The sequence below is a fragment of the Streptococcus pasteurianus genome (genome assembly GCF_004843545.1).
GTDB classification, from domain to species: domain Bacteria; phylum Bacillota; class Bacilli; order Lactobacillales; family Streptococcaceae; genus Streptococcus; species Streptococcus pasteurianus.
This window is the reverse complement of the sequence record NZ_CP039457.1, coordinates 1,777,643-1,797,941: the sequence shown is the minus strand read 5'-3', so window position 1 is coordinate 1,797,941 and position 20,299 is coordinate 1,777,643. Positions and strand designations below refer to the sequence as shown.

The 20,299-nt window shown below is 37.8% G+C and carries 20 protein-coding genes; 18 read left to right on the top strand and 2 right to left on the bottom strand.

Translation table 11 applies throughout. The annotated features are described in order from the left end of the window. Positions 1 to 35 precede the first annotated feature (35 nt). The 8 genes from E8M05_RS09400 to E8M05_RS09365 all read left to right on the top strand — a co-directional run bounded on the left by E8M05_RS09400 (position 36) and on the right by E8M05_RS09365 (position 7,410). Positions 36 to 1,067: a 3-deoxy-7-phosphoheptulonate synthase gene (locus tag E8M05_RS09400; RefSeq protein ID WP_003066311.1), complete on the top strand. Its 1,032-nt coding sequence runs from the start codon at positions 36 to 38 to the stop codon at positions 1,065 to 1,067. Positions 1,068 to 1,070: 3 nt separating this feature from the next. Then, positions 1,071 to 2,126 carry a 3-deoxy-7-phosphoheptulonate synthase gene (locus E8M05_RS09395; RefSeq protein WP_003066308.1) on the top strand — a complete coding sequence of 352 codons (1,056 nt, stop codon included), beginning with the start codon at positions 1,071 to 1,073 and terminating at the stop codon, positions 2,124 to 2,126. A gap of 121 nt (positions 2,127 to 2,247) precedes the next feature. Then, a complete protein-coding gene (gene acpS / locus E8M05_RS09390) occupies positions 2,248 to 2,607 on the top strand; it encodes a holo-ACP synthase (RefSeq protein ID WP_003066305.1) in 360 nt (119 codons plus the stop codon). Positions 2,608 to 2,663: 56 nt separating this feature from the next. Further along, complete coding sequence (gene alr / locus E8M05_RS09385) at positions 2,664 to 3,770, top strand: alanine racemase (protein ID WP_003066300.1); 1,107 nt, start codon at positions 2,664 to 2,666, stop codon at positions 3,768 to 3,770. A gap of 86 nt (positions 3,771 to 3,856) precedes the next feature. Continuing rightward, complete coding sequence (recG, locus tag E8M05_RS09380) at positions 3,857 to 5,872, top strand: ATP-dependent DNA helicase RecG (RefSeq protein ID WP_136596465.1); 2,016 nt, start codon at positions 3,857 to 3,859, stop codon at positions 5,870 to 5,872. Positions 5,873 to 6,313: 441 nt separating this feature from the next. Further along, entirely contained in the window at positions 6,314 to 6,664 is a 351-nt protein-coding gene (locus E8M05_RS09375; RefSeq protein WP_003066291.1) for a hypothetical protein, read from the top strand. Between the two features lie 50 nt (positions 6,665 to 6,714). Further along, the gene (locus E8M05_RS09370; protein ID WP_003066288.1) at positions 6,715 to 7,194 is read left to right on the top strand and encodes a DUF2975 domain-containing protein; all 480 of its coding nucleotides are present in this window, start codon (positions 6,715 to 6,717) and stop codon (positions 7,192 to 7,194) included. A 12-nt stretch (positions 7,195 to 7,206) separates the two neighbouring features. Beyond that, on the top strand, positions 7,207 to 7,410 hold the full coding sequence (locus E8M05_RS09365; RefSeq protein WP_003066286.1) for a helix-turn-helix domain-containing protein: 204 nt from the start codon (positions 7,207 to 7,209) through the stop codon (positions 7,408 to 7,410). 64 nt (positions 7,411 to 7,474) lie between these two features. On the opposite strand, the gene E8M05_RS09360 is transcribed toward E8M05_RS09365, so the two are convergent. Beyond that, positions 7,475 to 8,437 (bottom strand): asparaginase, encoded by a 963-nt coding sequence (locus tag E8M05_RS09360; RefSeq protein WP_003066282.1) that lies wholly within the window; start codon positions 8,435 to 8,437, stop codon positions 7,475 to 7,477. 70 nt (positions 8,438 to 8,507) lie between these two features. Between E8M05_RS09360 and E8M05_RS09355 the strand changes: the two genes are divergently transcribed. Beyond that, positions 8,508 to 9,911 carry an HAD-IIB family hydrolase gene (locus E8M05_RS09355; protein WP_003066280.1) on the top strand — a complete coding sequence of 468 codons (1,404 nt, stop codon included), beginning with the start codon at positions 8,508 to 8,510 and terminating at the stop codon, positions 9,909 to 9,911. 76 nt (positions 9,912 to 9,987) lie between these two features. Here the strand turns inward: E8M05_RS09355 and E8M05_RS09350 are convergent, their stop codons facing one another. After that, entirely contained in the window at positions 9,988 to 10,440 is a 453-nt protein-coding gene (locus E8M05_RS09350; protein ID WP_003066277.1) for a universal stress protein, read from the bottom strand. Between the two features lie 323 nt (positions 10,441 to 10,763). Between E8M05_RS09350 and E8M05_RS09345 the strand changes: the two genes are divergently transcribed. The 9 genes from E8M05_RS09345 (at position 10,764) to E8M05_RS09305 (ending at position 20,291) form a co-directional block, all read left to right on the top strand. After that, positions 10,764 to 12,530 (top strand): glycerophosphoryl diester phosphodiesterase membrane domain-containing protein, encoded by a 1,767-nt coding sequence (locus tag E8M05_RS09345; RefSeq protein WP_003066275.1) that lies wholly within the window; start codon positions 10,764 to 10,766, stop codon positions 12,528 to 12,530. Positions 12,531 to 12,566: 36 nt separating this feature from the next. Beyond that, positions 12,567 to 13,781, top strand: a complete 1,215-nt coding sequence (locus E8M05_RS09340; protein ID WP_003066271.1) for a pyridoxal phosphate-dependent aminotransferase — start codon at positions 12,567 to 12,569, stop codon at positions 13,779 to 13,781. A 213-nt stretch (positions 13,782 to 13,994) separates the two neighbouring features. Then, positions 13,995 to 14,780, top strand: a complete 786-nt coding sequence (codY, locus tag E8M05_RS09335) for a GTP-sensing pleiotropic transcriptional regulator CodY (RefSeq protein WP_003066268.1) — start codon at positions 13,995 to 13,997, stop codon at positions 14,778 to 14,780. Then, the gene (locus tag E8M05_RS09330) at positions 14,780 to 15,328 is read left to right on the top strand and encodes a cysteine hydrolase family protein (RefSeq protein ID WP_061100166.1); all 549 of its coding nucleotides are present in this window, start codon (positions 14,780 to 14,782) and stop codon (positions 15,326 to 15,328) included. Before codY ends, E8M05_RS09330 begins: the two co-directional genes overlap by 1 nt. 122 nt (positions 15,329 to 15,450) lie before the next feature. After that, positions 15,451 to 15,753, top strand: a complete 303-nt coding sequence (gene gatC, locus E8M05_RS09325; protein ID WP_003066263.1) for an Asp-tRNA(Asn)/Glu-tRNA(Gln) amidotransferase subunit GatC — start codon at positions 15,451 to 15,453, stop codon at positions 15,751 to 15,753. Beyond that, positions 15,753 to 17,219 carry an Asp-tRNA(Asn)/Glu-tRNA(Gln) amidotransferase subunit GatA gene (gatA, locus tag E8M05_RS09320; RefSeq protein ID WP_003066261.1) on the top strand — a complete coding sequence of 489 codons (1,467 nt, stop codon included), beginning with the start codon at positions 15,753 to 15,755 and terminating at the stop codon, positions 17,217 to 17,219. Before gatC ends, gatA begins: the two co-directional genes overlap by 1 nt. After that, on the top strand, positions 17,219 to 18,661 hold the full coding sequence (gene gatB, locus E8M05_RS09315) for an Asp-tRNA(Asn)/Glu-tRNA(Gln) amidotransferase subunit GatB (protein ID WP_003066259.1): 1,443 nt from the start codon (positions 17,219 to 17,221) through the stop codon (positions 18,659 to 18,661). The genes gatA and gatB overlap by 1 nt, the downstream gene beginning before the upstream one ends. Positions 18,662 to 18,820: 159 nt before the next feature. Further along, positions 18,821 to 19,729, top strand: coding sequence for a DMT family transporter (locus E8M05_RS09310; protein WP_041973337.1), 909 nt, complete (start codon positions 18,821 to 18,823; stop codon positions 19,727 to 19,729). 145 nt (positions 19,730 to 19,874) lie between these two features. Continuing rightward, positions 19,875 to 20,291, top strand: coding sequence for a MarR family winged helix-turn-helix transcriptional regulator (locus E8M05_RS09305; RefSeq protein ID WP_003066255.1), 417 nt, complete (start codon positions 19,875 to 19,877; stop codon positions 20,289 to 20,291). The last annotated feature ends 8 nt before the right edge of the window (positions 20,292 to 20,299 follow it).

Here is a 20,299-nt window from a genome sequence, read left to right as displayed (position 1 = left end):
AAAATCTAAAGTTTCTATTCAGGAGAGGAAAATTCATGTCATTTAAAGCAACAAGTAAAAAGATTAATTTCGATTCTCTCAAGGAAGAATCTGCCTTAACAGGTGACGTTTTAGTTAAAAAAGAAGCACGGGATCGTGAGCTAGAAGCTATTATTAAAGGTGAAGATGACCGTGTTCTTTTGGTCATCGGTCCTTGCTCATCTGATAATGAAGAGGCTGTTCTTGAATATGCACACCGTTTGGCGAAACTTCAAGAAGAAGTTAAAGATCGTGTCTTTATGGTTATGCGTGTCTATACAGCAAAACCGCGTACAAATGGTGATGGCTACAAAGGCTTGATGCACCAACCTGATACGTCAGAAGCACCAAGCTTGATTAATGGTATCAAAGCTGTACGTAACCTTCATTATCGTGTTATTTCAGAAACAGGATTGACAACAGCGGATGAAATGCTTTATCCTGAAAATCTTCCGTTGGTTGATGACTTAGTTTCTTATATTGCTATTGGCGCGCGTTCTGTTGAGGATCAACAGCACCGTTTTGTAGCATCAGGCATCAGCGTTCCAACAGGAATGAAAAACCCAACATCAGGTAATTTGAATGTTATGTTCAATGGTATCTATGCTGCACAAAACAAGCAATCTTTCCTATTTAATGGCGAAGAAGTTGAAACATCAGGTAACCCATTAGCGCACGTAATCCTTCGTGGTGCAACTAATGAGTATGGTAAAAATGTACCAAATTATTATTATGACAATGTTATCGATACGATTGAGCAATATGAAAACATGGGCTTAGAAAATCCTTTTATCGTTATTGATACAAATCATGATAATTCAGGTAAACAATATTTAGAACAAGTTCGTATCGTCCGCCAAACATTGATTAACCGCGATTGGAATGAAAAAATTAACAAATATGTTCGTGGTTTCATGATCGAATCTTACTTAGAAGACGGTCGTCAAGATTCGCCAGAAGTATTTGGTAAATCTATCACAGACCCATGTCTTGGTTGGGAAAATACAGCACAACTTGTTCACGAAATTTATGACACATTAGGTAAATAATATATGGGAATACATCAAAAAAGTGCAAAAATTGATATTGCACAAGTAAAAGAACTTTCAAAATTAGAAGGTGATTTTCTTGCTAAGAAAGCTGCGCGTGATGCAGAATTGGCAAAAATCATCACAGGTGAGGACAATCGTATCCTTTTGGTTATCGGTCCTTGTTCATCTGATAATGAAGAGGCTGTTCTTGAATACGCTAACCGCTTAGCGAAACTTCAAGAGGAAGTTAAAGACAAAATCTTTATCGTTATGCGTGTTTATACAGCAAAACCACGTACAAATGGTGATGGTTACAAAGGATTGATGCATCAACCTGATACCTCAAAATTGCCTGACCTTATCAATGGTATTGCTGCGGTTCGTCATCTTCATTATCGTGTTATCACGGAAACTGGCTTAACAACAGCGGATGAGATGCTTTACCCAGCAAATCTTCCATTGGTAGATGATTTGGTTTCTTATCATGCTATTGGTGCACGTTCTGTTGAGGATCAAGAACATCGTTTTGTGGCATCAGGTATTGATGTTCCGACAGGTATGAAAAATCCGACTTCAGGTAACTTGAACGTTATGTTTAACGGTATCTATGCCGCACAAAATAAACAAAACTTTATTTATCACAGCGCTGAAGTTGATACTGACGGAAATCCATTGGCACACGCGATTCTTCGTGGAGCAACGAATGAACACGGCGAAAATGAACCGAATTATTATTATGATGATTTGTTGAAAGCTATTGATCTTTATGAGAAAATGAGCTTAGAAAATCCATTTATTGTTGTTGATACAAATCATGATAATTCAGGGAAAAATTATCTTGAACAAATTCGTATCGTTCGTCAAACATTGATTAATCGTGATTGGAATGATAAAATCAATAAGTACGTTCGTGGTTTCATGATTGAATCTTACTTAGAAGATGGTCGTCAAGACGCACCAGAAGTATTTGGTAAATCTATTACAGATCCATGCCTTGGCTGGGAAAAAACAGAACAACTTATTCGTGAAATTCATGCCACACTAAGTCGTGATTCGTTTGAAGAATTGCTATTCTAATAATTGAATAACCTATGGGGCTGGGGAATTTTCTCAGCTCCTTAGTTTTGGAAATCATTAAGTGATTAAGCAGATAAAACGTTTGAATTGGTAAAAAAATCGTTTTTCATAAAGGAGACGTATGATTATTGGTCACGGCATTGATTTGCAGGAAATTGATGCAATCAAGCGAGCCTATGAGAAAAATAACAGATTTGCTAAGCGAGTGTTGACAGACAAAGAGTTCCAATGCTTTTCAGAGCAAAAAAGTACGAAACGGCAGATGGAGTTTTTGGCGGGACGCTGGGCGGCAAAAGAAGCTTTTTCAAAGGCAATGGGGACTGGAATTGGAACACTTGGTTTTAAGGATATTGAAATTTTAAATAACCAATTAGGTGCGCCTGTGATTACCCAGTCACCTTTCTCAGGGAAGTGCTTTATTTCACTTTCTCATACAGGAAACCTTGTTCAAGCCAGTGTTATTTTGGAAGATAATACCTGAACAATGAAATTGAAACAAAAACATTCAAAAAATTTTCTAGCTTTGGAGGAGATAAAATGATTTCAAGTTTACACAGACCAACAAAGGCAGTCATTGATTTAGATGTCATTTGTCAAAATATTGATGCGGTTAAAGCCAATATACCACAAGATAAAAAAGCTTTTGCAGTTGTTAAAGCTAATGCTTATGGGCATGGTGCCACAAATGTAGCGCACGCTATTCATCATCTTGTGGATGGATTCTGTGTGTCAAATATTGATGAAGCTTTGGAATTACGTGAAGCAGGTATTGAGGAAACAATCCTTATTTTAGGTGTTATTATGCCTGATGAGGTGGCTTTGGCGCGTGATTACCATGTTACTTTGACGGTTGCTAGTCAAGAATGGCTTGATTTGGCAAATGAACAAGGTATTAGCTTAGCTGGTTTGGACGTTCACTTGAAAGTGGATTCTGGTATGGGGCGAATCGGTGTGCGCAGTCTTGATGAAGCAGAAAATGTGATTGCGAATTTGAAAAAAGCTGGGGCTAACGTTGCAGGTATCTTTACGCATTTTGCAACAGCAGACGAAGCTGACGATACGAAATTCAATGAACAGTTGGAATTCTTTACGAATTTGGTTGACAATTTAAGTGACAAGCCTGCCATTGTCCATGCCAGTAATTCAGCAACAAGTATTTGGCATAGTGAAACCATTTTTAACCTTGTTCGACTTGGGATTGTCATGTATGGATTGAATCCAAGTGGAACAGAGCTTGACTTGCCTTATCCGCTAAAGCCAGCGCTTAGCTTGGAATCATCATTGGTTCATGTTAAGACGATTCCTGCTGGGGCAACGGTTGGCTACGGTGCTACCTATACTGCTCAAAAAGAGGAATATATCGCGACTGTTCCAATCGGTTACGCAGACGGTTGGACACGTGATTTACAAGGTTTCTCAGTGCTTGTGAATGGCGAATTTTGTGAAATTGTTGGACGCGTGTCAATGGATCAAATTACCATTCGCTTGCCAGAAAAACTTCCAATCGGAACGAAAGTTACTTTGATTGGTCAAGAGAGCGACAAGGTTATTTCAGCGACAGATTTGGCTCAAAAACGTGGCACAATTAATTACGAAGTTCTTTGTCTATTGAGTGACCGTATTCCACGTGTTTATTCAAAATAAATGATAAAAAGATTCTAACTTGCTGTAAGAAACTTGCGGCGATTTAGAATCTATTTTTTGTTATAATAGTAGCAAAGTGAGGTTATATGAATTTACAATCATCAATTGTGGAATTAAAAGGAATAGGGGCTAAGTCGGCGGAAAAATTTTATAAGTTAGATATTTATACCATTGAAGATTTACTGCTGTACTATCCTTTTCGATATGAAGATTTTAAGAGTAAGAGTGTTTCAGAGCTTGCTGATGGGGAAAAAGCTGTCATTACGGGAACGGTTGTGACACCTGCAAATGTGCAATATTATGGTTATAAGCGTAATCGTTTGTCGTTTAAAATCAAGCAGGGCGAAGCGGTTATTGCGATTTCTTTTTTTAACCAGCCTTATTTAGCTGATAAAGTCGAGATTGGCAGCGATATCGCGATTTTTGGAAAATGGGATGCCCTAAAATCAGCGGTGACTGGTATGAAAATTTTAGCGCAAGTTGAAGATGATATGCAGCCAGTTTACCGTGTTGCTCAAGGTATTTCACAAAATGCACTAGTCAAAGCTATCAAATCAGCTTTTGAAATTGGTGCTCAGAATTGGTTGCCTGAAAATTTACCGCAGGTGCTTTTGGACAAGTATCGTTTGTTAGGGCGTGCTCAAGCAACGGCTGCTATGCACTTTCCGAAAGATTTAGCAGAGTATAAACAAGCACTTCGTCGGATAAAATTTGAAGAACTGTTCTATTTTCAAATGAATTTGCAAGCTTTAAAGGCAGACAATAAATCAGAAGCTAATGGTTTGGCGATTGCTTATGATGAGCAAAAAGTTGCTGATAAGATTGCAGCTCTGCCATTTACCTTGACGGGTGGTCAAAGGCGGAGTCTTGATGATATTTTGGCGGATATGCGTTCTGGTGGTCATATGAATCGTCTCTTGCAAGGGGACGTTGGTTCTGGTAAGACGGTTGTGGCTAGTCTTGCCATGTATGCTACTTATACGGCAGGTTTTCAATCAGCTTTGATGGTGCCAACGGAAATTTTGGCGGAGCAGCATTTTGAAAGTTTGACCCAGCTTTTTCCAGATTTGTCCATTGCAATTTTAACATCAGGGATGAAAACAGCAGCCAAACAAGCGGCACTTTCGGCGATTGTGGATGGTTCGGTAGATATGATTGTTGGTACGCATGCGCTGATTCAAGATGCGGTAACTTACCACCGCTTGGGGCTTGTCATTACTGATGAACAACACCGTTTTGGTGTCAATCAACGTCGTGTTTTCCGTGAAAAGGGCGAAAATCCAGATGTGCTCATGATGACTGCAACACCAATTCCACGGACACTTGCTATTACGGCATTTGGTGAAATGGACGTTTCGATTATTGATGAATTGCCTGCAGGACGCAAACCGATTATCACGCGTTGGGTTAAACATGAACAGTTGGAAGTTGTGCTTGATTGGGTCAAAGAAGAATTGCAAAAAGGGGCACAAGCCTATGTGATTTCACCTTTAATTGAAGAATCTGAATCACTTGATTTGAAAAATGCTGTTGCCTTGCACGAGGAATTGTCAGCCTATTTTGCGGATAGTGCAACCGTAGCGCTCATGCATGGTCGCATGAAAAATGACGAAAAAGAAGCTATCATGCAAGATTTCAAGGCACAAAAAAGTCAGGTTTTGGTATCGACAACCGTCATTGAAGTTGGTGTTAATGTCCCAAATGCGACCATTATGATTATTATGGATGCTGACCGATTTGGGCTTAGCCAGTTGCATCAGCTTCGTGGACGAGTTGGGCGTGGAGATAAACAATCTTATGCTATTTTAGTCGCCAATCCCAAAACACAAACAGGAAAAGAGCGCATGAAAATCATGACAGAAACAACGGATGGTTTTGTTTTAGCAGAAGCCGACCTTAAAATGCGTGGTTCAGGTGAGATTTTCGGCACACGCCAATCAGGAATTCCAGAATTCCAAGTGGCAGATATTGTCGAAGATTACAATATTCTCGAGGAAGCTAGACGCGTTGCAAGTCAGATCGTTTCCAAAAAAGATTGGCAAAACAATCCACAATGGCAAATTGTTAGCCAAAATCTCAAAGACAAAGGAACTTTTGATTAAGGTTTATGAAAGTTTTCTGCAAGGATAGGTTAAGCTTTGCTTCTTATAATGGCCCTATCAAATGAAACGAGAGGTAAAGCTTATGACAGTAAAAGTAACCTACAAAAAGTATTTTGCCAAAAAAATTCATGTGAAACCAGCTTACGGAAAGTAAGCTGAAAAAAGAGTACTCTTTTTTGATAAATCGCTATGGCAGTAGGGTAAAATCCCATGATAAGACACATAAGACCATAGAAAATATCGAGCTCAGCTGATGATGGCTGGGCTTTTTGGGTGCTTTTAAAGTTAATTTTTAGCTCAAAAAGGTAAAATCCTGCAAAAAAATAAAAAATATCGAAAAACAATAAAATATTTTCGAAAAAGAATAATTACATATTGTAAAACGGATTTAAAAACTGAGCTCACAATAAATTCAAGAAAACAATTTTTAGGAGATTTATCATGAATACAAAAACTATCGGAAACCTTATCAAAACAGTCGCTAAAGTCGCTATCAATCTTACAACTATCGTTCTAGCTTTAACTATTATTGCTGATTTGGTTTCACATATTTACGGTTATGATACTGTCCACGTTGGTCACTATGGTGTCATTGATTGGTCAATCGGTAAGGAAACAAAGACATGGTTGTTGACTGCTTTAACCATTCTAACAAACAGTGTTATTATCTATGGTCTTGCGCAATTAAAAGCATTTATTTCAGAATTCACTATTAAGGAAGTTTTAGCTGACAAAACAGATTTAGCGACTTTGGCAGTTAAATACTTCCGCACACGTCGTTTAGCTCAATAAAAAAAGATACGATTAAAGGAGAATATCATGAAAAAACAAACTATAAAGTCTTGAAAATTGCTAATATTTTTATCAATATTGTGATTGCTGTTATTGTCATATCAACGATAATCGCTATTGGACTTTCGGTGACTCAATCACATTTAGCTTTGACTAATCAAGTAGGCAATGGCATCGTATTTGATATTAACATTCCAGAAAAACTGTTACATTCGCCAGCTTTTATTGGATTGACCGTTATTGTTTCTGTTCTTTGGATTGCTTTGCTTGTTTGGGTTAAAATGTTCTTTCAAAATATTATTGATAATCGCATTTTTACTCAAGACAATGTTAAACTAGCGCGTTATGTTGAATATAATTTTATCGCTTTGGCATTTTTGGATAGCTGGTTCCAAAGTTTATGTTCTGGTTCGGAGGTGCTTAACCTTGTTAATGTAGCATACTTGGTGGCTGCTTTTGTAGTCTGGGTATTCTCAATGATTTTAAAAGAAGCAAATATCATCGCTGAAGAAAACGAATTTACGATTTAAAGGAGGAAGCATATGATTCGAATTAATCTTGATGTTGAGCTGGCAAAGCGGAAAATGAAATCTGGGGAATTGGCGGAACGTATTGAGATTACGAATGCTAATCTCTCTATTCTTAAAACAGGAAAGGCTAAAGCTGTTCGGTTAACGACTTTAAATGCCATTTGCCGTGAATTGGGTTGCCAGCCTGGGGACATTTTAGAATATATTCCTGATTAATAAAAAATCTGAGACACTGTCTGTCAGTTTGGCAGAATCAATGTTTCAGATCTTTTTGTATTAATTAACCTTCAATGTATTCTTTGAGGGCTTGTCCTTTTAAGCCAGCGTTTAAGGCAATGAGCAATTTCAAGCGTGCTTTTTGGGCGTTGAGTTCTTTGACAAACATGACACCAGCTTTGGCGAGTTGAACACCGCCACCTTCATAAGCATAAACAGGTTCGGCAATACCGTTGAAACAACGTGAAACGAGAACAACAGGTACCCCTTGTTTGATTAAATCAACGATTTCTTGAGCTGCGCGTGGTGGCACATTTCCAGCGCCAAGGGCTTCGACAACAACGCCACAGACATTGCTAGGATTTAGGAAACTGATAATGCCGTCTCCCCCCATACCAGCGTAAGCTTTTACAATAGGAACTGTCCCTGAAATATCCTGCAAATCAAAACGGACACGTGGGTCAGCCGTTCTAAAGAAAAGAATGTCATGTTTTGTAATCAGACCAAGTGGACCGTGAATTGGTGTTTGAAAGGTTGAAACGTTAGTAGTATGCGTTTTTGTGACGTATTTGGCTGCGTGAATTTCATCGTTCATGACAACGAGAACACCTTTTCCGATAGCTTGGTCATGACTAGCCACACGAAGGGCACTAAGATAATTATAAACACCGTCACTACCAAGCTCGTTTGATGAGCGCATAGCACCCGTTAGGACAATAGGAATATTGGGAATTTCCATTGTATCAAGAAAATAAGCCGTTTCCTCTAGGGTATCTGTGCCATGAGTGATGACAATGCCGTCATAGTTATCAGCGTTTTTCTTAATCTCTTGGTAGAGTTTTAGCATATGTTTAGGTGTAATGTGCGGGCTTGGAACATTAAAAAAATCAAGTGCCGTCACTTGAATGTTTTCAAGATTAATCCCAACATGATTCATTGGGTTATCGGTATCTGGGCAGACATTACCTGCTTCATCAGCATGCATAGAAATGGTACCACCAGTATGCAGAACAAGGATTTTTTTCATTATTATAAAACTTCCTTTAAAAATGTGTTATAATCTATTTTAACATAAAGATGGAGGGCAAGGAAACGATTTGGCGATAAAAGCAGTCTTTTTTGATATTGATGGAACTCTTTTAAATGACCGAAAAAATGTGCAACAATCAACACAAAAAGCCATTAAAAGTTTGAAAAAACAAGGAATTTTTGTTGGTCTGGCGACAGGTCGCGGACCAAGTTTTGTACAACCGTATCTTGAAAATCTTGGCTTGGATTTTGCGGTAACCTATAATGGGCAATATATTTTTACACGTGACCAAGTGCTTTATCATAATCAATTACCTGTTTCAACCATTTATCGTATTATTCGTTATGCGAATGATAGGCGCCGTGAAATTTCTCTGGGAACGGCATCTGGTTTAGTTGGTTCACGTATTATTGATATGGGAACTAGCCGTTTTGGACAAGTGGTTAGCACGATTGTCCCAAAACGTTGGGCAAAAGCGGTGGAGCGCAGCTTTAAGTATTTGATTCGTCGTTTCAAACCGCAAAATTTGAACAATCTGTTAACCATTATGCGCCAGCCGATTTACCAAATCGTTCTTGTTGCAACTGAAGGTGAGACTGATAAGATTCAGGAAGCTTTTCCTTATATCAAAATCACACGTAGTAGCCCTTATTCTGCGGACTTAATCTCAAAAGAACAATCAAAGATAAAAGGGATTGAGCGTGTGGGTGAGATGTTTGGCTTTGAATTAGCTGAAGTCATGGCATTTGGTGATTCTGATAATGATATTGAGATGTTATCAGGTGTCGGTATTGGTGTGGCTATGGGAAATGCTAAAAGTTCGGTTAAAGAACTCGCTCACTACACAACTGACAGCAATAACAATGATGGCATTTCAAAGGCTTTGGCTCATTACGGCTTAATTCATTTTGAAGTTGAAGAAAGTTTTGAAAGTCAAGACGAGAATTTCAATAAAGTTAAGGATTTTCATCATCTTATGGACGGTGAGACTTGCGAAACACCACGATTGTACGGCAGTGAAGAGGCAACACATCGTTCTGATTTTAAAGTGGAAGAAATTGTCGAATTTCTACATGCGGCAAGTAAGGGGAATCCAGAAACGTTTGAAAAATCAATATCAAATTTGCATGTTGCCATTGATAAGGCAGTAAATAAAGTACGAAGTAAAGAACATCTAGAAACACCGCTGGTTGGTCAGGTAGATGCTTTGACGGACTTGTTATATTTGACCTATGGTTCATTTGTTTTGATGGGAGTTGACCCAAAACCGTTTTTTGATACGGTTCATGAAGCCAATATGGGAAAAATCTTTCCTGACGGAAAAGCGCATTTTGACCCTGTAACACATAAAATTTTGAAACCGGATGACTGGGAAGAACGGTTTGCGCCTGAACCTGCTATCAAACGTGAACTTGACCGTCAAATTCAAAAATCATTAAATCGTAAAAAAAGAAACCAAGCTAGTCATTAAACTAACTTGGCTTTTTTTGTAATTATAGAAGATTGATTAAAAATTATTATTAAAGAGTATCGATATGGCGCAAGACTTAGAAAGTCTTTTCGCTATCACGAACAACTAGCAAATCGACTTTTGCATGACGCATGATATATTCTGATGAAGACCCGATAAGAAGTCGTTCAAATGTATTGAGACCAGTTGCCCCAACCATAATCAAGTCAACTTTTTCTTTGTCAGGAATATCTCGTGCTAGGAGAGTTTTAGGATTACCAAATTCGATAACTTGTTTGACTTTCGTTAATCCTTTTTCGCGTGCTTGTTGCTCATAATTGTTCAATACATCTTTTGCTTCCTGTTCGAGCTTTTCATAAATGTAAGTGTCGAAAGTAGCAACGCTTTGAAGTGCGCGTGTATCAATAACGTGTGTTAGTAGCAACTCAGCATTATTGCGTAGTGCAATGTTTACCCCTTTTTCAAAAGCCAACTCTGATTCATAAGAACCATCAATCGCAATTAGGATTCGTTCATAATGATGTGACATAACTGCCTCCTCCTTAATTATGCTAGCAAGAGCGTAAAAGTGACCGAAAATGTAGGATTAATAAGAAATCTTGGTTTTAGTGACCTAAGGTTAGTTATCCGTGTGCTATTACATCAGGTAAAAGCATCCCGCATTCCAAACTTTCAGCCCATATCAATAAGTTTAATAAGCTAATTGCGGGATGAACAAGTAGCGTTAAACGCTTACAATTATTGTTAAAACATCCCTAAACTTATTATACTCTTTTTATGTAAAAAATGAAAGCGTTTGAAGTATTTTTCTGAATATATTTTGCTATAATAGAAAAAGTGAGGAAAAAAGTAATGAGAAAAGATATGATAGCTGTTTTAAAAGATTTGTATCGTCATAAATACACATACATTTTACGAGCAACGATTTTACAACTCCTAATCACGACAGTTGGGGCTTATGTCCTGTCACTGTTAATTAGGGTTGTTTTGGTTGGTTCTGACATTCCAGGAATGACAACCGACAATATCTTTTCTTTTTTAACCAATCCATTAACATTAAGTGTTTTGGTGATTTATCTTTTTTTGCTAGCTTTTTTAGTTTACCTAGAATTTTCGCTTCTCGTTGAAATTGTTCGGCATAAGGAAGCAAAATTACGGTTGACTTGGATGCGGTTAAAAGAAGAAGCAATTTACTTTTTTAAAGCCATTTCAGGCTGGCACTTCTTAGCCTTTTTGGTTTATCTTATCTTAACGATTCCGTTTTTGAATGTGATGTTTTCATCAGCTTTGTTAGAAAATCTCTATATTCCGAAATTTATCTCAGGTGAGCTTTCGAAAACGGCAAATGGAAAACTACTCTATTATGGGCTTTACCTTGTTTTAGGCTACCTAAATCTTCGATTTTTATACACCTTGCCCTTGACGGTGACTGGAAAAGGTGAACGTTTTGGACGTCATATGGCAACATCTTGGCAACTAACACGTGGTAAGAAAATTTTTAAATTATTTGGGCTTGCTATTGTTTTGATTAGTGTTATAGCTGTTGTTGCTGTGTTTAGTTTCCTTGGCATCAGTTTGGCGGCTTTGGTTGATGGTGTAGATAAATCGTTTTGGTTTGAAACTTTATTCTTATCCTTTGTTTGGGGAGTATTGTTTGCAGGGCGACTGCTGTTCAAATTAGCATCGATTTCCTACTTATTACAAGTGATAGAAAATAGCAGTAGCACTTTAGCACCCGCTAATCAAGGAAATAGGCGACATCGTTTGTTAGCTTTGGCTGGACTAATTCTGGTCATTGGTGGTATGAATTATATATACAATGTTTTGAAAGTGTCTGGCGAACCTGTAGAGCACCTAGAAGTGATTGCACATAGGGGAATGGTTTCGCAAGGGGTTGAAAATTCTCTGGAGGCTTTGGAAGGTGCGGCAAATGCTGGCGCTGACTATGCTGAAATGGATATTATTTTATCAAAAGACCAGCAATTTATCGTTAGCCATGATGATAATCTTAAACGCTTAACGGGCAAGGATATCACGATTTCACAATCTAATGCTAAAGACGTCATTGGTTTGAAAACAAGTCAAAATGGATACCAATCGCAAATTATTTCTTTCGAGGATTACGTCGCTAAGGCAAAGCAACTCGGTATTAAATTGTTAGTCGAGTTAAAACCAACAGGCAATGAACCTGCAAATTATGAACAATTGTTTGTTGATAAAATGAAAGAGCTGGGTGTTGAGAAATCTTATATGACCATGTCTGCGGACCTAAAGACAATTGAAACGGTTGAAAAACTTGACCCAGCAATCAAAACAGGTTATACCATTTCTTTGCAAATTGGAAATTTCACCAGCCAGAAAGTGGATTTTTATGCGATTGAGGACTTCTCATATAATGAGCTCTTAGCACGTACAGCGCATAAAAATGGCAAGAAGATTTACGTCTGGACGATTAATTCAACTGATGATATTGAAAAATACGTCAAAACCAGTACAGACGGGATTATTACCGATTATCCAGATTTGGTGAGAGATATTGAAGTATATTTAGCAAACGATAATAGCTATCTTGACTATTTTTTGCGTCTAACTAACCTTTCTTGGATTGAAAATTTGTAGGGGAAAGTTTATAATATCTAAAACGAGGTAAAATCTATGAAAATATTTGATAAATCTTCAAAGCTAGAACACGTTTCTTATGACATCCGTGGACCAATTCTTGACGAAGCCACTCGTATGATTGCTAATGGTGAAAAAATCTTGCGTCTTAATACTGGTAACCCAGCTGAATTTGGCTTTACAGCACCAGACGAAGTCATTCGAGATTTGATTGCCAATGCTCGCAATAGTGAAGCTTATTCAGATAGTAAAGGGATTTTTTCTGCGCGTAAGGCAATTATGCAATATTGTCAGCTAAAAGGGTTCCCACATGTGGATATTGATGATATTTATCTAGGAAATGGTGTATCTGAATTGATTTCAATATCTCTTCAGGCGCTTCTTGATGATGGCGATGAGGTCTTAGTACCAATGCCTGATTACCCATTGTGGACAGCTTGTGTTAGCTTGGCGGGAGGCAATGCTGTTCATTATCTTTGTGATGAAAAAGCCAACTGGTATCCTGATATTGATGATATCAAATCAAAAATCACTTCTAACACAAAAGCGATTGTTGTGATTAACCCTAATAACCCAACGGGAGCTTTGTATCCTGATGAGCTTCTTAAAGAAATTGTTGAAATTGCTCGTCAAAATGATTTGATTATCTTTGCTGATGAAATCTATGATCGCTTGGTAATGGATGGCAAAAAACACACAGCAATTGCTAGCTTAGCACCAGATGTTTTCTGTGTGTCAATGAATGGTTTATCAAAATCTCACCGAATCTGTGGTTTTCGTGTTGGTTGGATGGTCTTATCAGGTCCTAAAAATAATGTTAAAGGCTACATTGAAGGGCTTAATATGTTGGCAAATATGCGTCTTTGCGCTAATGTTTTAGGTCAACATGTTGTTCAAACATCACTTGGTGGCTACCAATCAGTTGATGAATTGTTGATTCCTGGTGGTCGAATCTATGAACAACGTAACTTTATCTACAAAGCTGTTAATGAAGTTCCAGGGCTTTCAGCTGTAAAACCAGATGCAGGACTTTACATTTTCCCTAAAATTGACCGTGACATGTATCAGATTGATGATGACGAACAATTCTGTTTGGAATTATTGAAACAAGAAAAAGTTATGTTGGTTCCTGGTAAAGGATTCAATTGGAATGAACCGGACCACTTCCGTATCGTTTATCTACCACGCGTGGAAGAATTGGCAGAAGTTCAAGAAAAGTTAACAAGAGTATTAAATCAATATCGACGCTAAGGAAAAAGCTATTAAAATGTTGGAAGTTTACAGTTTGATTGAAAAATCAACTTTAAAACCCGAACGTTTTAATGCTTTTTTTAATTAAAATCCGCCTAAAAAGAATGCGTTTACAAAAAATGTCAGAAGATAAAGGAATTTTCAGATAATTGTTTGCAAAATAAGAATTCCTTTGATATAATTGTAACGCAAATAACGCAAAGGAAGTAGAAAATGCCGAATTTATTAGAAAAAACACGAAAGATTACATCAATTTTGCAACGCTCCGTTGACAGCTTAGACACTGAATTGCCATATAATACAATGGCTGCTCAATTAGCTGATATCATTGATTGTAACGCTTGCATCATTAATGGAGGGGGTAACCTTCTTGGTTATGCAATGAAGTATAAAACAAATACTGACCGCGTAGAGGAATTCTTTGATGCCAAACAATTCCCAGAAAGCTATGTTAAAGCGGCTAGTCGTGTTTACGACACAGAGGCAAATTTGTCTGTGGATAATGAATTGACTATTTTCCCAGTAGAATCAAAAGACATCTATCCTGATGGCTTGACAACTATTGCACCAATCTATGGTGGCGGTATGCGTCTAGGTTCTCTTATCATTTGGCGTAATGATAAAGAATTTTTAGAAGATGATTTGATTCTTGTTGAAATTGCCTCAACAGTAGTTGGTATCCAATTACTTAATCTTCAAACTGAAAATCTTGAAGAAACCATTCGTAAACAAACAGCTGTTAATATGGCTATTAACACGCTATCTTACTCAGAAATGAAAGCTGTATCAGCTATTTTGGGTGAATTAGACGGTACAGAAGGTCGCTTAACTGCATCAGTTATTGCTGACCGCATTGGTATTACACGTTCAGTTATTGTCAATGCCCTACGTAAATTGGAATCTGCAGGGATTATCGAAAGCCGTTCATTGGGGATGAAAGGAACTTACCTTAAAGTCATCAATGAAGGTATCTTCGATAAATTAAAGGAATATAATTAATGAAAAAAGCTCTTGTTTCAATTGACTATACCTATGATTTTGTAGCAAATGATGGCAAGTTAACGGCTGGAAAGCCAGCACAAGCTATTGAAGAAGCTATTACGCGTGTCACCAAAGAAGCCTATGAAGCGGGGAATTATATCTTCTTTGCCATTGATGGTCATGATGAGGGTGATGATTTTCATCCAGAGACAAAATTGTTCCCACCTCATAATATCAAGGGAACAAGCGGTCGTGATTTATATGGTCAGTTAGCTGATTTATATGCAGAAATCAAGGAAGATAGCAAAGTTTTTTGGTTGGATAAACGTCATTATTCAGCCTTTTCAGGGACGGATTTGGATGTTCGATTGCGCGAACGTCGTGTGACAACTGTTGTATTGACAGGTGTTTTGACGGATATTTGTGTCTTTCATACAGCTATTGACGCTTACAATTTAGGATATGACATTGAGATTCCGGCGGAAGCAGTCGCGAGCTTAACAGAGGAAAATCATCAGTTTGCACTAAATCATTTTAAAAATGTCTTAGGTGCAAAGATTGTTTAAAAGTTGGAAGAAGTGGGAGACTACTTCTTTTTTTCATGTTAAAGAGGCTTAAAATATGGTATAATTTTAAGGACTGTATTGTAATTTAAGTTACGATTTAATTTAATCAAGGAGAGATAGAGATGAAAATTTCTGAAGAAGAAGTTCGTCATGTGGCTGATTTGTCAAAATTGTCCTTTGCTGAAGAAGAAACAGCAGAATTTGCGACAACTTTGTCTAAAATTGTAGATATGGTAGAACTCTTGAATGAAGTTGATACAGAGGGTATCCCTGTAACGACAACAATGGCAGACCGTAAGACTGTTATGCGTGAAGATGTGGCAGTAGCTGGTGATGACCGTGATGAGCTCTTTAAAAATGTGCCTCAATCTGAAAATTACTATATTAAAGTTCCTGCTATCTTAGAGGACGGAGGAGATGCCTAATGTCATTTAATACAAAATCAATTGATGAGTTGCATAATCTTCTTGTCAATAAAGAAATCTCAGCGGTTGAATTAACCAAAGCAACACTTGAAGATATTAAAGAACGTGAAGCAGCTGTTGATTCTTTCATCACTGTTTCTGAAGAAGCAGCTCTTGCACAAGCGGCAGCCGTTGATGAGAAAGGAATTGATGCTGATAATGTGATGTCAGGGATTCCTTTGGCTGTTAAAGATAATATTTCAACACGTGGTATTTTAACAACAGCAGCGTCTAAAATGCTTTACAACTATGAACCAATTTTTGATGCAACTGCGGTTGAAAAACTTTACGGTAAGGATATGATTGTTGTTGGTAAAACAAACATGGACGAATTTGCCATGGGTGGTTCAACTGAAACATCATACTTTAAGAAAACAAAAAATGCTTGGAATCATAGCAAAGTTCCTGGTGGATCATCTGGTGGTTCTGCGGCAGCTGTTGCCTCAGGTCAAGTTCGTTTGGCATTAGGTTCTGATACTGGTGGTTCAATCCGCCAACCGGCAGCCTTTAATGGTGTTGTCGGTTTGAAACCAACTTATGGACGTGTGTCACGTTTTGGTTTGATTGCATTTGGTAGCTCACTTGACCAAATCGGTCCATTTTCTCAAACAGTTAAAGAAAATGCACAATTGTTGAATGTGATTGCTGGTCATGACGCTAAAGATGCGACATCTTCTGACCGCGAAGTGGCTGATTTCACAGCTAAAATTGGTCAAGATATTAAAGGCATGAAAATTGCTTTGCCAAAAGAATACCTTGGAGAAGGTATCGATCCAGAAGTGAAAGAAACAATTCTTAAAGCGGCTAAACACTTTGAAAAACTTGGTGCAACAGTTGAGGAAGTTAGTCTTCCACACAGTAAATATGGCGTAGCGGTTTACTATATCATTGCATCATCAGAAGCTTCTTCAAATTTGCAACGTTTTGACGGTATTCGTTACGGTTACCGCACTGAAAACTACAACAATCTTGAAGATATTTATGTTAATACACGTAGCGAAGGTTTCGGTGATGAAGTGAAACGTCGTATCATGCTTGGTACATTTAGTTTGTCATCAGGTTATTACGATGCTTACTTCAAAAAAGCTGGTCAAGTTCGTACATTGATTATTCGTGATTTTGAAAAAATCTTTGCGGATTATGATTTGATTTTAGGTCCAACTGCTCCAAGTGTAGCCTTTGGTTTGGATACCCTTAATCATGACCCTGTTGCTATGTATTTGGCAGATATTTTGACAATTCCTGTCAACTTGGCTGGGCTTCCAGGGCTTTCAATTCCTGCTGGATTTGCCCAAGGGCTTCCAGTTGGTATGCAATTGATTGGTCCAAAATACAGCGAAGAAACTATCTACCAAGCTGCAGCAGCCTTTGAAGCAACAACTGATTATCATAAACAACAACCGATTATTTTTGGAGGTGACAAATAATGAACTTTGAAACAGTCATCGGGCTTGAAGTCCACGTTGAGTTAAATACAAATTCAAAGATTTTTTCACCGACATCAGCACATTTTGGTAATGAACAAAATGCCAATACAAATGTTATCGACTGGTCATTCCCAGGTGTTCTTCCTGTGATGAATAAAGGTGTTATTGATGCTGGTATTAAAGCAGCCTTGGCACTTAACATGGATATTCACCAAAATATGCACTTTGACCGTAAAAACTATTTCTATCCTGATAATCCAAAAGCTTACCAAATTTCACAATTTGATGAGCCAATTGGCTACAATGGTTGGATTGAAATTGAGCTTGAAGATGGGTCAACTAAAAAAATTCGTATCGAACGTGCTCATTTGGAAGAAGATGCTGGTAAAAACACTCACGGTACTGATGGTTATTCTTATGTTGACCTTAACCGTCAAGGTGTACCGTTGATTGAAATCGTCTCAGAAGCTGATATGCGTTCCCCGGAAGAAGCTTATGCTTACTTAACAGCTCTTAAAGAAGTCATCCAATACACTGGTATTTCTGACGTTAAAATGGAAGAAGGTTCTATGCGTGTGGATGCCAACATCTCTCTTCGTCCATATGGTCAAGAAGAATTTGGTGTGAAAGCTGAATTGAAAAACTTGAACTCATTTAACAACGTGCGTAAAGGGCTTATCTATGAGCAAAAACGCCAAGCACAAGTTCTTCGTTCAGGTGGTCAAATTCAACAAGAAACACGTCGTTATGATGAATCGACTGGTGAAACAATTTTGATGCGTGTTAAGGAAGGGTCATCAGATTATCGTTATTTCCCAGAACCAGACCTACCACTTTACGAAGTGTCAGACGAATGGATTGAATCAGTTCGCAAAACATTGCCAGAATTTCCAAAAGACCGTCGTGCCAAATACGTCACTGAATTTGGTTTGACAGCTTACGATGCTGCGCAATTGACAGCAACGAAAGCAACATCTGATTTCTTTGAAAGTGCAGTTGCGCTTGGTGGTGATGCTAAACAAGCTTCTAACTGGTTGCAGGGTGAAGTTGCTCAATTCTTGAACAGCGAAAATAAGACACTTCCAGAAATCTTGTTGACACCTGAAAATCTTGTTGAAATGCTTGCTATCATTGCTGACGGTACGATTTCATCAAAAATTGCCAAGAAAGTCTTTGTTCATTTGGCTAAAAATGGTGGTTCTGCGCGTGAATACGTTGAAAAAGCTGGTTTGGTTCAAATTTCTGACCCTGCTGTGCTTATTCCGATTATCCACCAAGTTTTTGAGGATAATGAAGCTGCTGTTGCTGACTTCAAGTCTGGTAAACGTAATGCCGATAAAGCCTTCACTGGATTTTTGATGAAAGCTACAAAAGGTAAAGCTAACCCACAAGTTGCGCTTAAATTGTTGGCACAAGAGTTGGCAAAATTAAAAGAAGACTAATAATAAGTAAAATCATCCTTCGGGGTGATTTTTTGTACAGCAGGGCAGAATTTTTAGAAAGATTATTTGACAAAAGTATCAGAAGTGGTGTGTTTTCTTTGATTTAAATATGTTATACTGATAGCTGAATTTACTTTTGATGTGTTGAATGGAGTTAAGATGAATAAGAATTTAAAGGGAACAATTATGGTGCTTATGGCAGGTATTGCTTGGGGGATTTCTGGCATCTCAGGGCAATATCTTATGACACATGGGCTGAACATTAACTTGCTGACAAGCATGAGATTAATTGTTTCTGGGCTTTTGTTGACTGTAATGGCGATAATTTCGCAACCACAGCATTTTTTTCGTGCAATAAAACAGCTGAAAGTTTTAGGCGGTATCGCTGTTTTTGCCATTATTGGGCTTTTGATGAATCAATATGCGTATTTGATGGCAATTCACTACACGAATGCTGGTACGGCGACGGTTTTACAGTATGTGGCACCGATTATTATTTTGGCTTACGTGTCGTTGAAAAATAAGCAACTACCGACATTGTCAGAATTCTTTGCGATTCTCTTTGCGATTTTAGGTACCTTTATCATTGCAACACATGGTCATTTTGACGGTTTGGCAATGACTCCGAAAGGCTTTTTCTGGGGGATATTTTCAGCAGTAACTTATTCTTTTTACATTGTTTTGCCTGTCAAATTAATTCGTAAATTTGGAAGTTTTACGGTGATTGGACTTGGCATGCTTATGGGAGGCATCGTTTTTCCAATCATGACACGCTCATGGCAGTATCCGCTAGTGTTAACATCAGGTAATTGGTTAGCTTTATTTGGAATTATCATTATCGGAACTGTCTTTGCTTATACTTTTTTCTTAAAAGGGACGACGATTATTGGGGCTGTGAAAGGGAGCCTGCTTGCAGCGGTAGAACCAGTCTCATCAGTCTTTTTCTCGGTAACCATTATGCATGAAATTTTCTACCCAATGGATTTTGTGGGAATGATTTTCATCATCGTAGCTGTTTTAACGGTTTCTCTCCATGACTTAATCGCTGTGCGTAAACAATTGCATTAATCACAATATCAAAGAGTTATGGTTGAGCAAATTTGCTTGCCATGACGTTTTTTGTTTTGTCCCTTGACATTTTTATAAAATAGGCTTAAACTATAATTTGTTAGCTTTCTAATAATTAGCTAACTAACAAAAATGAGGAAACGTTATGGAAAAAAATATCGGACGTTTGGTCAAAAAGGCAAGCAATCAATTGGGGCGAGAGTTTGACCAATTCGCAAAACCGTTTGATTTGACTGGTATGCAGATGTCTATCATTGATTTTTTAAGTCAAGGTGTAAAGGAAGAATATTTCCAGCAAGACATTGAAAAAGAATTTAACATTCAGCGTTCAACGACGACGGTACTTTTGCAACGAATGGAGAAAAAGGTACTAATTTATCGTCAAGTATCGCAACAGGATGCCAGACAAAAATCCGTTTATTTAACGGAGAAAGCTCAAGGTTTAGTGGAAGAATGTCGCTCTTACTTCAGAAATCAAGAAAGAGAGTTGGAAAAAAACTTTTCAGAAGAGGATATTGCCATTTTTGAGAAAATTTTAAAGTATTACATGAAAGAAAAATAGGAGGACAC

Bases quoted from the DNA above. Each gene is read 5' to 3' on its own strand.
- E8M05_RS09400 (WP_003066311.1), top strand. From the start codon at position 36: ATGTCATTTAAAGCAACAAGTAAAAAGATTAATTTCGATTCTCTCAAG.
- E8M05_RS09395 (WP_003066308.1), top strand. From the start codon at position 1,071: ATGGGAATACATCAAAAAAGTGCAAAAATTGATATTGCACAAGTAAAA.
- acpS (WP_003066305.1), top strand. From the start codon at position 2,248: ATGATTATTGGTCACGGCATTGATTTGCAGGAAATTGATGCAATCAAG.
- alr (WP_003066300.1), top strand. From the start codon at position 2,664: ATGATTTCAAGTTTACACAGACCAACAAAGGCAGTCATTGATTTAGAT.
- recG (WP_136596465.1), top strand. From the start codon at position 3,857: ATGAATTTACAATCATCAATTGTGGAATTAAAAGGAATAGGGGCTAAG.
- E8M05_RS09375 (WP_003066291.1), top strand. From the start codon at position 6,314: ATGAATACAAAAACTATCGGAAACCTTATCAAAACAGTCGCTAAAGTC.
- E8M05_RS09365 (WP_003066286.1), top strand. From the start codon at position 7,207: ATGATTCGAATTAATCTTGATGTTGAGCTGGCAAAGCGGAAAATGAAA.
- E8M05_RS09360 (WP_003066282.1), bottom strand. From the start codon at position 8,437: ATGAAAAAAATCCTTGTTCTGCATACTGGTGGTACCATTTCTATGCAT.
- E8M05_RS09350 (WP_003066277.1), bottom strand. From the start codon at position 10,440: ATGTCACATCATTATGAACGAATCCTAATTGCGATTGATGGTTCTTAT.
- E8M05_RS09345 (WP_003066275.1), top strand. From the start codon at position 10,764: ATGAGAAAAGATATGATAGCTGTTTTAAAAGATTTGTATCGTCATAAA.
- E8M05_RS09340 (WP_003066271.1), top strand. From the start codon at position 12,567: ATGAAAATATTTGATAAATCTTCAAAGCTAGAACACGTTTCTTATGAC.
- codY (WP_003066268.1), top strand. From the start codon at position 13,995: ATGCCGAATTTATTAGAAAAAACACGAAAGATTACATCAATTTTGCAA.
- E8M05_RS09330 (WP_061100166.1), top strand. From the start codon at position 14,780: ATGAAAAAAGCTCTTGTTTCAATTGACTATACCTATGATTTTGTAGCA.
- gatC (WP_003066263.1), top strand. From the start codon at position 15,451: ATGAAAATTTCTGAAGAAGAAGTTCGTCATGTGGCTGATTTGTCAAAA.
- gatA (WP_003066261.1), top strand. From the start codon at position 15,753: ATGTCATTTAATACAAAATCAATTGATGAGTTGCATAATCTTCTTGTC.
- gatB (WP_003066259.1), top strand. From the start codon at position 17,219: ATGAACTTTGAAACAGTCATCGGGCTTGAAGTCCACGTTGAGTTAAAT.
- E8M05_RS09310 (WP_041973337.1), top strand. From the start codon at position 18,821: ATGAATAAGAATTTAAAGGGAACAATTATGGTGCTTATGGCAGGTATT.
- E8M05_RS09305 (WP_003066255.1), top strand. From the start codon at position 19,875: ATGGAAAAAAATATCGGACGTTTGGTCAAAAAGGCAAGCAATCAATTG.